At 45.2% G+C, this 13,267-nt stretch carries 7 protein-coding genes; all 7 read left to right on the top strand.

The features are described from left to right. Window positions 1-31 precede the first annotated feature (31 nt). The 7 genes from Q1W14_RS16190 (at window position 32) to Q1W14_RS16220 (ending at window position 13,237) form a co-directional block, all read left to right on the top strand. Window positions 32-1,825 (top strand): RagB/SusD family nutrient uptake outer membrane protein, encoded by a 1,794-nt coding sequence (locus Q1W14_RS16190; RefSeq protein WP_300703264.1) that lies wholly within the window; start codon window positions 32-34, stop codon window positions 1,823-1,825. A gap of 18 nt (window positions 1,826-1,843) precedes the next feature. Further along, window positions 1,844-2,935, top strand: a complete 1,092-nt coding sequence (locus Q1W14_RS16195; protein ID WP_300703266.1) for a starch-binding protein — start codon at window positions 1,844-1,846, stop codon at window positions 2,933-2,935. Window positions 2,936-2,964: 29 nt separating this feature from the next. Continuing rightward, the gene (locus tag Q1W14_RS16200) at window positions 2,965-4,308 is read left to right on the top strand and encodes an alpha-amylase family glycosyl hydrolase (protein ID WP_300703268.1); all 1,344 of its coding nucleotides are present in this window, start codon (window positions 2,965-2,967) and stop codon (window positions 4,306-4,308) included. A 58-nt stretch (window positions 4,309-4,366) separates the two neighbouring features. Then, a complete protein-coding gene (locus tag Q1W14_RS16205) occupies window positions 4,367-5,692 on the top strand; it encodes an alpha-amylase family glycosyl hydrolase (protein ID WP_300703270.1) in 1,326 nt (441 codons plus the stop codon). Window positions 5,693-5,991: 299 nt separating this feature from the next. Next, window positions 5,992-8,139, top strand: coding sequence for a glycoside hydrolase family 97 protein (locus Q1W14_RS16210; protein WP_300703272.1), 2,148 nt, complete (start codon window positions 5,992-5,994; stop codon window positions 8,137-8,139). A 416-nt stretch (window positions 8,140-8,555) separates the two neighbouring features. After that, window positions 8,556-11,642 (top strand): SusC/RagA family TonB-linked outer membrane protein, encoded by a 3,087-nt coding sequence (locus tag Q1W14_RS16215; RefSeq protein ID WP_300703274.1) that lies wholly within the window; start codon window positions 8,556-8,558, stop codon window positions 11,640-11,642. A 14-nt stretch (window positions 11,643-11,656) separates the two neighbouring features. Continuing rightward, a complete protein-coding gene (locus Q1W14_RS16220; RefSeq protein ID WP_300703276.1) occupies window positions 11,657-13,237 on the top strand; it encodes a SusD/RagB family nutrient-binding outer membrane lipoprotein in 1,581 nt (526 codons plus the stop codon). The last annotated feature ends 30 nt before the right edge of the window (window positions 13,238-13,267 follow it).

The raw sequence follows: 13,267 nt of genomic DNA on the forward strand, positions 1-13,267 counted from the left end.
AAGATGTCGAATCATTCAATAACAAGAATATATGAAATACATAAAATATAATTGGCTGTTGCTGGCCTTACTGAGTTTCTCTTTGTCGTCCTGCTTCGATCTGGAAGAAGAGGTCTTTGACAGAGTAGACTCCAAGATATATTATCAAGACGAGAATAGTGTGAAAGGCGCTGTAGCTTCCATCTACGAGGTGGGAACGAAGAGTTATATTGAATACTTCTGGTACCTCCAGGAATTCTCTGCCGACCAGGTGGCATGGCGCTCGTGGAACGGGGGCTTGTGGGGATACGATGAGGCTGAGAAGTTTGTGCTCTCTACTCAGAACTGGACACCTGATTCCAAAATCATTCGTACAACTTGGGAGACGGCATGGAGTACTATCGGTCTTTGTAATACATTGATTACCGACTTGGAATCGCTCAACGCTTCCTCCCTGAAAATGACCGACGAGAAGATGAAAGCTTACATCGGTGAAGTACGAACCCTCCGTGCATGGGCTTACTATAACATCTTTGAGATTTGGGGTGGTGCTTTGCCGCTGAATATCTCTACCGGTACGGATGTTCCTCCCAGTGCCGACCCTGATTTCGATACCAGTTGCAAGAAGATATACAACTTTATCTCCAGCGAACTTGATGCTTGCGTTAATGATCTCACCAAGAACAACGTGAACCGCATGAATCAGGCTGTGAACCGCATGGTTAAAGCCCGTCTGCTACTCAACTCCGAAGTGTTTATTAAGGAGAATCATTACAGCGAGTGTGCCACCCTTTGTCAGGAGATTCTGGATAATAAGTATGGTACTTACTCCATAGCTAACGATTATCGGAATATTTACTCGATCAATAACATCGACTGCTCCGAAGTAGTGATGGCGTTTGCTTACGAGGTAGGTCAGCTTAATGGGGGATGGATGCGCGACATGCCTTTCCTACCTTATAATATATGGGATTACTTCAACGGCACTTATCAGCAGAGTCCGTGGAACTGCGTTTGTCTGACTCCTTCGTTCGACAACTCCGGCAACGTGCTTGCTACGGGTGGTACCGACAATCCGAAGTGCTTCCTCGATGCTCCCTACAATGATAAGCTGGGTGCTGTGTACGAACGTTATGACAATCGTGATATCCGCAAGCAGAACTACGTCTTCGACGAGAAGGCAGGCAACTACAAAGGTATATTCCTGAAAGGTGCCCTGAAAGCCAACTATGGCAAAGGTGACGCTGTGAAAGCCGATGCCGACCGTGACGGACAACCCATTGTTTACGTAGATCAGGTAGGTACGTTCATGAACAAGGGTCGTAATCTTGAAACTGTTATGTCACCCCGTTGGGGCGAGACCACCTCGGGTGTGCGATTGGTGAAATATCCCGTTTATCCCGAATCAATGGGCATTGACTTCCAGGATATTGACGAAGTAGAGTTCCGTCTGAGCGAAGTTGTTTACATGCTTGCCGAATGCAAGATGCGTGCCGGCGATGCCAACGGTGCTAAAGAACTGGTGAACAGTGTGCGCCAGCGCTATTTCTCGGCTTCTGACTGGGCGAAGGTAAAAGATGAACCCGGACGTGGCTTCACTGCTTTCGATATGGATTGGATGTTGAGCCAGTGGGGACTTGAGTTCTTCTCCGAAGGTCGCCGCCGCCGTACCGACCTGCGCCGTTTCGATAAGTTTACCCAAGGTCAATGGTGGTTCTTTGGTCGTGCAACCGAAGACGGCAAGCAGCTACCTGCCACCCGTGACCGCAAGTATGAGTGGTATCCGTTACCTTCATCGGCATTGCTGGTAAACAAGGGACTGGTACAGAATCCTAATTATAAATAACTCTAATCCCGATTATCCATGAAGAAAAATATTCTATCCTTACTGCTGTTGATGCCCTTACTGGCATTGCTGGGCAGTTGTGACAGCAAAGAAGAAATTGTGTTCGACCATGAATTGCCGCAATTTGAACTGAAGCAAGATGCCATATTGCTCGAAGTAATAATGCCTCAGGGCACCAAGGCAGATGAGAAAATCTATATAGCCGGTGCCTTCAATGATGGTGAAGAGGCTGTAGGACAAACGGAGTGGCAGTTGGAGAAAGCTGCCAATAGCGATGTAAAGTGGGGCATCTACCTGTCGCCTGCCACCTTTAAAGGTGGTAAGACACTTGCCGACGGTTTCTACTTTGTATCGGACAAACAAGGCATGGAGCGTACGGTGAAAAACGAAGACGTGTCTCATGTACTCAATGTAGGTATTGGTACTCGTACCAATGTCATGGTATCCCGATGGGCAGCCTATTTTGTTGAAGAACCGGGTGAAGTAAAACATGACGGTTATGTGGTCTATGTAGAAGATCATACGAGTTGGGAAGGATTGGCACTCTATGGCTGGGGTGATGCAGAGTTTGCCGGTGGCTGGCCCGGAATGCAAGTTACTGGAACGCAGAAGATAGGCAAGGTTACCTACAAGTATTTCGATACGGGCGAGGCAAACAAAGGCTTGGAAGTCAATCTTATATTCAATAATAACAATGGTGGCAAGCAATTCGATGGTCCTAAAGTTACTTTGAATCGCGATTACTATTACTACCTCACGGATACCAGCTGCGATGAAGTTGTGCCGAGCACTTATACCGGTTTCACAGTCTATGTAGAAGATAATACCGGATGGGACGAGATAGCTCTCTACGGTTGGGGAGATGCAGAGTTTGCCGGAGCATGGCCAGGTATTCAAGTAACGGGTACGAAGACGATGAAAGGAGTCTCCTACAAGTACTTTGACCTCGGTGAAGCTACTACCGGGCTGAATATCAACCTGATCTTCAATAACAACAATCATGGCAAGCAATTCGATGGGCCTAATGTTACGGTGGATCGTGATTTCTACTACCGTATCTCCGAATCGGGTGCCGAAGAAGTAGACCCCAATGCACCGAAGCCGGAGTAATAAGAAGAAACCGCTAATAAATGAATAGCATGATAAAGTTTAGAACCTATATCCAAGTGATACTTCCCGCATTGTTACTGCACCTCTTTACGGGGTGCAGCAGCAACTCCGGTAGTGAACCCGATGTGCCGTTGCCTACCGAAGCAGGCAATGAAATGGTGATCTACGAGGCCAATCCCAAAGTCTTTGCCCGTACCAATGCCCTGAACGCTATCTCGGCACGACTGGACGAGATTCACGATTTAGGCGTCAATGTACTGTGGCTGATGCCTGTTTATGAACAAGGTGTGAAGAATGCCATCGGTTCTCCCTATTGTATTAAAGATTATAAGAAACTGAATGCCGATTACGGTACGCTGGATGACTTGAAGTCACTGGTTACCAAAGCACATGGTAAGGGTATGCGTGTACTGCTTGACTGGGTGGCAAACCATACTTCATGGGACAATGCCTGGATTCAGAATAAATCGTGGTACACCCGCGATGCCGGCGGAAACATCATCTCCCCCGAAGGTATGGGGTGGGCGGATGTAGCCGACCTTGATTATAGCAGTGCCGACATGCGTTCCGCAATGATAGAAGCCATGAAGTACTGGGTACAGACAGCCAATATAGACGGTTACCGTTGCGACTATGCCGAAGGTGTGCCCGATGACTTTTGGAAACAAGTCATCAAGGAGTTGAAAACGATTAAAGACGATGATCTCCTGATGCTTGCCGAAGGTGGAAAAGCGGCCTTGTATGCCGATGGTTTTGATATAGTCTACGGTTGGAGTCTCATACCAAAATTGCAAGATGTTTTTGCCGGAAAGGCGGCATTGTCTGCACTGTACGAAGTGCATCGGCAGGAGTATCAAGGCGTACCCGCAGGTAAACAACGCTTGCGCTACACCACCAACCATGATTTAGCTTCTGAACATTCTCCGTTGCAGACTTATAAGAATGAGCGTGGTGCAATGGCTGCCTTTGTATTGGCTACAATGCTCGATGGAGTTCCACTTATCTACAGTTCACAAGAGATAGGCTATTCACAGCCTCTTTCCTTCTTTGGATATCAACTTATGGACTGGAATTCAAACCCTGCTTGTCTCAATGAATACAAGCAACTGATGAAAGTTTATAAAGTATCGGCAACATTGCGGGGTGGGGCACTCAAGACATACGAAACGGGTAAGGTAGCTTCTCTCTATCACACTGCCGGAGAAAAAGGGCTGTTCGTCGTGGTAAATACCAGCAACGAACCCCAAACCATAAAAGTGCCCATAGAACGTACTGGCGATAAGGTGAAGAACTTGCTGAACAACGAGGTTACGACGCTATCGGCAGCACTGACATTGGAAGCATATCAGTATTATATTTGGGAAAAGCAATAAACAGAATGTGTTGATGTGACTCATTGCATTCATACATTGAACTAATAACTAACACACTATGCAGATTAAGAATATACTGTTTTCAATAGGACTTTTTTCCTTGCTTTGTGCATGCGGCAATAAGCCGCACGACAATGCAACAATTTATACATTGCCTGCCCCCGAAGATGTGGTAATGTATCAGGTCAACCCACGTGTATTTGCTCCTAATGCTTCTTTCAATGCAGTAGGAAACTACCTGGACTCTATCCGCCGTATGGGCGTGAATGTAGTATGGTTTATGCCTATCAATGAAGTAGGGAAGGAGAAATCGGTTAACTCCCCTTATTGCGTGAAGGACTACAAAGGCGTCAATCCCGAGTTTGGCACGATGCAAGAGTTCAAGCAATTGGTTGGTCAGTGTCACGAGAAAGGAATGAGTGTCATTATGGACTGGGTGGCAAACCACACTTCGTGGGACAATGCCTGGATGGCTCACAAAGACTGGTACACACAAGACGAGGCGGGTAACGTTGTCTTTCCCGCAGGTACTGGTTGGAAAGACGTGGCCGATTTGAACTTCGATAATCCCGACATGCGACTTGCCATGATAGATGCCATGACCTTCTGGGTAGATAGTGTGGGTATCGACGGTTTTCGTTGTGATGCAGCCGACTTTGTTCCGTATGACTTCTGGAAACAGGCATTAGATTCTCTTCGTACCCGTTCGGAGCGTCCGTTGCTGATGCTTGCCGAAGGAAAGAGAAAAGATCATTTCGCCGCCGGTTTTGATATGGACTATGCTTGGAACTTCCTTGAAGGCATCCGTAGGGTTTTCCTGAAAGATAGTTGTGTCACTACGCTCATTGATATAGACCGTGCCGAGTATGATTCTATTCCTGCCGGAAAGAGAAAGCTTCGCTTTACAACCAATCACGACGAATCGGTCAAGATGTCTCCTATCCGGGAATTTGGTGGAGATCGTGGCTCAATCGCAGCTTTCGTAATCTCCTCCTATCTGCATGGAGGAGCATTGATCTATAGTTCGCAAGAGGTGGGGCATCGCGAGCGTATCGACTTCTTCCATTACTGCCCTATAGATTGGTCTGTCAACTCCGCTCTGCGCCGTGAGTACGAAACCTTGATGAAGCTCTACAACGAATATCCCGCCATTCGTAAAGGCGAATTGAAGACATATTCCGGTTGTGATGTTTTCAGCTTCGAGAAAGAAGCCGACGGGCAGCGCATTCTGGTCGTAATCAATGTGCGTGATAGCAATCAGATCGTTACGTTGCCTGAAGCATGGAAAAAACATGCTTGTACCAATCTATACACAAATGGAAGTGAGGCACTTGCCGAATCACTATCATTGGCTCCTTACGAATATAGAATACTCAAATATTAGCAGATTGATTAAAAAGATAACTGGAAATCCAGTGATACTTTTGTCCTGATTTGTTAATGGCAGAATGTATATGCCTAATAGCTTGATGCTCAGTAGTTAAAAAGAGTACTACAATAAGTATACGACTGAATGGCATTCAGTATAGGACTGAACCCTATTCACTATACGACTGAATAGGGTTCTCTATAGGACTGATTTCTCTATAAAAACTTTTGTAAACAACATTCTGCGATGAATATGTATCAATGTCTGAGTTCTCATAAACCATCTTGAAATATAAATAAAACCAATGACTTAATATGAAAATCATTCGAACTGCACTGATCGCACTGTTGCTGGGCATAGCCTCGCAAGCATCTGCCCAACAACTTACCTCACCCGATGGCAATCTGACGCTGAACGTCGGGTTGGACAAGGGTACTCCCACCTATCAGCTTGCTTACAAAGGCAAGCCTGTTATTACCACCAGCAAACTGGGGCTGGAGACGGAAGAAGCTTCCCTTTCGGGCAACTTCACCCAAACCGATGCCCAAACTTCCTCATTTGATGAAACCTGGGCACCCGTATGGGGCGAATACAGCCACATACGCAACCAGTACAACGAATTGGCGGTAACCCTGACACAAAAGGATAACCACGCCCGCACTCTGTTACTCCGTTTCCGTCTCTACAATGACGGACTTGGCTTCCGTTACGAACTGCCCGAACAGAGAACCATGAACTATCTCATTGTCTCCGATGAGTGTACCGAGTTCAATCTGACTGGAAATCACAAGACCTTCTGTATCCCCGGCGATTACGATACCAATGAGTTTGCCTACACCACGGCTCTGTTATCGGATATCAAAGAAGGTATGAAAGCCAATCTGCGCAAGAAAGGTTACGAGTCCCGGGCAACTGGCTTTACCGTGCAAACTCCTCTTATGATGAAATCCTCTGACGGACTCTATATCAATATACATGAGGCCGCTTTGGTGGATTATGCCGGCATGCTGCTCAATGTAGATGACCAAAATTTCCGCCTGAGCGCTCACCTCACTCCCGACAAACTGGGAAAGAAAGGTTATCTGCAATTGCCCTTCCACACACCTTGGCGTACTGTCATTGTCAGTGACGATGCCCGCGACATCCTTGCCTCCCAACTGATATTGAACCTGAATGAACCTTGTCGTTTTACGGATACTTCCTGGATTAAACCTCAGAAATTTATCGGCGTATGGTGGGAGATGTTCACCGGCGATGGCAAGACATGGGCTTATAGCGATTATTACAAAGCCAAACCCGGTGTAACCGATTACACCAAGCTCACCCCCAACGGACACCATCCCGCCCATACAGCCCACGTCAAAGAATACATCGACTTTGCTTCAGAAAACGGTATCGACGGCGTTCTCGTCGAAGGTTGGAACGAAGGCTGGGAAGACTGGGCATCGTATCGCAAAGACCGCCAATTCCTTTTCAACAAACCCTATCCCGATTTCGATGTAAAAGAGTTGCAACGCTATGCCGCCTCCAAAGGTGTGCGCATCATCATGCACCACGAAACCGCCGCCAATGCTGCCGACTACGAACGCCAGTTGGATGAGGCTTTTCAGTACATGGTAGATAACGGTTATAACTCCGTAAAGACCGGTTATGTAGGCTATATTATTCCTCGCAACGAGTACCATTCCTCTCAATGGATGAACAATCACTACATCTACGTAGTGAAGCGTGCCGCCGATTACAAGATTATGATAGACAGCCATGAAGCAGTGCGCCCCACAGGGCTTTGCCGCACGTATCCCAACTGGCTTGCGCAGGAGTCTGCCCGCGGTGGAGAGTTCGAGTCGATGGGCGGCAATGATCCAGATCATACTACCATCTTGCCTTTCACCCGCTTGAAAGGCGGACCGATGGACTATACTCCCGGTATCTTCGAAACCCGTCTCAGTTACTACGGCGACGGTAAGAAGTCGGAGCGTGTACACACCACCTTGGTGAAACAACTTGCCTTGTATCTCACCATGCCCAGTCCCATACAGATGGCGGCTGACCTGCCTTCCAACTATCGCCGCTTTATGGATGCCTTCCAGTTCATTAAGGATGTCCCCGTAGACTGGGCGGATAGTCATTATCTGGAAGCTGAACCGGGTGATTACATCACCGTTGCCCGCCAGGCTAAGGATCGTGACGAATGGTTTATTGGAGCCATAACCGATGAGAACGCACGCACTGCCATCATTCCTTTTAATTATCTGACGGCAGGCAAGAAATACATCGCCACCATTTACGAAGACGGTCGTGATGCCGATTGGGATGCCAATCCGCAGAGTTATCAAATTCGCAAAGTCATCGTAACCGGTAAAAGCGTATTGAAACAAAAGCTTGCTCCCAGCGGTGGAGTGGCTATCAGTCTGAAAGAAGCCACCAAGGAGTCGCTGAAAGGACTGAAAGAAATTAAGTGAAGGAAATTATCCTGCATTTAATATTAAAGTTAACAAAAGGAAAGCGCGGGCCGGGAGGTTCGCGCTTTTAATTGTTAAGCCCGGCACGAATGTGTTTGAGGGAAATGTGATATCCTTTTCTTTAATCAATTTTACTCATTAACTTTTATTAGCAAATAAATCTCCTTTTTTCGATAGGGTTGTGCCCATGTGCCCTGTTTTATATATGAAGCCTTGAAATAAATCAGCTGAATTAGAGAGAATCTAAAATAAGTTTGAGTATTAACCGTAATTTAATAATAGCCTATGAAGCATACCAAGAAAAATGCATCAGATTGACAGTTAATCCTGCTAGCCAATCGAAAGTACAGATTAACTAAAATCTGTTTATTAACTTAACATTTAATCTAATATTTTATTTCCCCAAGAAACATCTTATGAAAAAGAGAATTATTCTAACTTTGGTTTGCTTAATAGCAACCATCGGCTGGGTAACTGCCCAAAATTCCCCCATTAAAGGTATTGTTATTTCAGCTGAGGACAATGAACCCATTATTGGAGCTTCAGTCTTAGTAAAAGGAACAACCAGCGGTATAGTTACCGATTTGGAAGGAAACTTTGTAATTGCAGATGCGCCGAAAAATGCCACCACATTGCAAATATCTTACGTAGGCATGATGACCCAAGAAGTTCCTATCACTCCGGGTTTCATCAAAGTTATTTTAAAGAGCGATACAGAATTGCTGGACGAAGTAGTAGTTACTGCCCTCGGTATCGCTAAAAAAGAGAAATCATTAACCTATTCTACTCAGGTGGTGAACGGTGACGAACTGACACGCGCCAAAGACCCCAACATGATGAACGCATTGGCAGGTAAGACCGCAGGTGTGCAAATCAATAAGAGTTCATCCGGTTTGGGCGGTTCTTCTAAGGTAGTTATCCGTGGTAACCGTTCGGTAAGCGGAAGCAATCAACCTCTGTACGTGATAGACGGTGTGCCGTTCGGTTCATCAGCTAACGAAAACACTTCAACTACCATCGGTGGTGACAATGATAGTGGTAACTACGACCGTGGTGACGGTATCTCCAACTTGAACCCCGATGATATCGAGAGCATGAATATCTTGAAGGGCCCTGCTGCCGCTGCTCTTTATGGTAGCTCGGCTGCCAATGGTGTGGTAATTATCACTACTAAGAAAGGTAAAGAAGGACGTGCCAGTATTACTTTCAACTCAAGTACAACGATTGATAATGCAGCCTATGGTATTCCTGAATTCCAAAACCATTACACAGGTACTGGACAGAGCTGGGGTGGCAAAATCAACGGTAGCCCCGATTATGCCGACGAATTCTTCAGATCTGGTGTAACCACTATTAACTCTCTCTCTATGAGTATGGGTTCCGAGGCTATGCAGACTTATTTCTCGTATGCCAATACTTATGGAAAAGGTGTAGTAGACAACAACAGCTTGGTAAAGCATAACCTCAACTTCCGTGAAACTGCCAACTTCTTGAATAATAAGTTGACTGTCGACGCTAATATAAACGGTATGTACCAGCGTGGTAACAACCGTGTTACTTCCGGTGGTTACTACTTGAATCCATTGGTAGGTCTCTATCATTTCCCACGCGGTGGAGTGGAAGGCGGCAACGACTTCTATTACTACAGGGATAACTATCAAAGCCTCAATCCGGCTCGTAATATGATGGACCAAAACTGGTATCAGAATGCTAGTGGTGGTGGCGACTTTGAGCAAAATCCCTACTGGTTGGTTAACAAAACTCCCAACGAAGATGTCCGTTATCGTGCCATGTTCAACTTGAGTTTGAAATATAAGTTCAACGATCTTTTCAGCTTACAGGCTCGTGGTAGCGCAGACTTTGTCAGTGACAAGAACGAAACCCACATGTATGCAGGTACTGGCTCTATCTTGGCAGGTGTTAATGGCCGCTACATTTATGGTGAAGAGACTAAACTCAATACTTACGGAGATGTTTTGTTCACTTATCAACAGCAATTCAAGAAGTTTAGTGTGAACGCATCAGTTGGTGGTAGTGTTACTGATTATACAGGAAGAGGCACTGGCTTTGATTCTTATCCCGGTACGCTTTCCATCCCGAATGTATTTGTTATGGGAAATGTAGATGTGAACGGAGGACTTCCCGACGATTGGAAGACTCACACGCAGTCGCAATCTGTATTCTTCACTGGTCAGGTAGGCTTTATGGATCAACTTTATTTGGACGTTACCGCTCGTAATGACTGGACTTCCACGCTTGCTTACACTAAGTATAAAGACAAAGGATTCTTCTATCCATCTATAGGTCTGACTTGGTTGCTTAACGAGACACTGAAACTCCCCGAGTGGATTGATTTAGGTAAGATTCGTGGTGCATGGTCGCAAGTAGGTAACGGTTTGAGTGAATATATCTCTCATCCACTTAATTCAATTAGCAAAAACGGTAATGTAAACTTTAATACCACCGCCCCGTTTGACGAACTGAAACCGGAAAGAACTACTTCCATAGAATTCGGTACTGAATGGCGCTTTTTCAATAGCCGTTTGGAGTTTGACTTCACTTACTATAAGACTAATACAAAAGATCAACTCTTTAATTTGCCTGCCCCCTCAGGTTCGGCATACGAACGTTACTATGTGAATGCAGGTGAAATCCAAAATCAGGGTGTTGAAATCATGTTGAATGCAACTCCGGTGATGACCAACAACTTCCGTTGGAAGACTGGCTTTAATTTTGCAACCAACAAGAATAAAGCTCTTGAATTGGTAGAAGGTCTTGACCGTTTTTTGTTCAACGGTGGTGAAAGTAACTATGTGTGGAGTTATCTGGAAGTAGGTGGTTCCTTCGGTGATATTTACGGAACTACGTTTAAGCGCGACGATAATGGTCAGATACAGTATGCGCCCAAAAAAGATAACCAAGAAGACGACGAAAGAATGCCGTTGGTTAACAAGGATCCCGTAAAATTAGGCAATTCTAATCCTGATTTCAATCTCGGTTGGAGTAACACCATTACTTGGAAAGACTTTTCTCTTTATTTCTTGATTGATGGACGGTTTGGCGGTGATGTAATGTCGTTGACAGAGGCTGACCTTGATCAGTATGGTGTGAGCAAAGCGTCGGGAGATGCTCGCGATCGTGGATATATAATGCTGGAAGGACGCAAGATTTCAGGTGGTAAAAATAATCAAAATATTCAGGAATACTACAAGATAGTAGGTGGACGTTCTGGTGTGACCGATCAGTATATGTATGATGCTACCAATATCCGTCTGCGTGAGTTATCAATCGCTTACACATTACCACAGTCGCTGCTTGCAAAGACCGGTTTCATTAAGGGACTGCAAATATCGTTTATAGGACGCAATCTATTCTTCTTTAAGAATAATGCTCCATACGATCCAGATGGTCTGATGTCTACCAGCAACCGTTTACAAGGTGTTGATGTGTTCGGTATGCCGACTAATCGTTCGTTTGGTTTCAACTTGAAGGTTAACTTTTAAATGACTTAGCAAATATGAAGAAATTAATTAAATATACAAGTGTCGCTTTAGTGGCGGTTTCTTTTCTTACAGCTTGTACTGGAGCTTTTGAAAACATGAATACGGATCCCAAAGGGGTTACGGATGAAGAACTGAAACAAGATGGTAACTATATAGGTGCTCATTTTGTGCCTATGATGAAGTCTGTATACTACAACACTAGTGGTGGCAATTGGGAATACCAGTTAACACAGAACTTGAATGGAGATATGTTTTCAGGTTATATGGCCAGTGTCAATCCATTTGCAGGAAATATTAACAATATGACTTATTCGATGGTTGCAAGCTGGAACGACTATTGTTGGGACTACGCTTACGGTAAAGTAATGACCGAATGTCTGAAGGCACAGAATAAGTGTGCCGAAGATCCCGAAACCTACGCTCACTTCAACGCTATCAACTCTATTATTCGTGTGCTCGCTATGTCGCGCACAACTGACCAGTATGGTTGTATAATCTATTCTGAATACGGAAAGTCGGCAATAGGTGGTAAGTATGATGCTGGTGATGTGGCTTATAAAGCTTTCTTTGCTGAGCTGAAAGTGGCTGCAGATGCATTGCGTACAGCCATGACTAAACCTGTGGTAGGTTTTGGACCATTTGATCTTGCTTACGATGGCGATCTTGCTAAGTGGGCTAAGTTGTGTAACTCGTTGCGCTTACGTTTAGCTATGCGGGTAGTGAAGTTTGATGCTGCTTGGGCACAGGCTGAAGCAGAAGCTGCCATGAGCGATTCTAACGGTCTGATTGAAACGAACGATGCCAACTTGAAATTCTCGGGTAAGGGATATACTAATCCGTTGACTACTTTGATAGCATGGGGGGACTGTTGTCTCAATGCTAATATGACCTCCATTCTTGGTGGTATGAAAGATGCTCGTCTTGAAAAAATGGCGAATAAAGTGAGTGACAAAGTAGTAGGCTTCAGAACCGGTGTTGCGATTCCTGATGGTTTTAAGGATGACAATATGAGTAAAGTAAGTGCTCCTGTTACGAATATAAATGAGACCATTCCTTTGGTCACTGCCGGTGAAACTATCTTGTTAGAGGCTGAAGCTGCTTTGCGTGGTTGGAATGTAAACGGTAAAGGCTCGGCAAAAGATCTTTATGAAAAAGGTGTTCAGATTTCATTTGAGCAATGGGGTGCAGGTATAGGCACTTATTTGGATGGCACAACTGCCGCAGCTAATCATGTGGACGCTTTGCTACCGGATGCTTCAACAGAAGCTGTTAGTAAGGTAACAGCCAAATGGGACGATGCCCTGAGCAACGAAGATAAATTTGCTAAGATTGCCACTCAACGTTGGATTGCTATCTTCCCCGAAGGTATTAATGGTTGGGCCGACTATCGTCGTACAGGCTATCCTAAGTTATTCAAGAATGATGTGAACTACAGTCAAGGTGAAATAGATACAAACATAGGACCTCGCCGTCTGCCTTTTACGTTGTCTGAGAAAACCACTAATCCCGACTATGCGGATGCTGTATCAAAATTGGGTGGCCCTGATAATGCTGGTACTCGCGTATTTTGGGACATTAACAAATCGAACTTTTAAAACAGCATTGTTTTATAGACGTTAGCTGGT

Source organism: Bacteroides sp. (assembly GCF_030151085.1).
Lineage (GTDB): Bacteria > Bacteroidota > Bacteroidia > Bacteroidales > Bacteroidaceae > Bacteroides.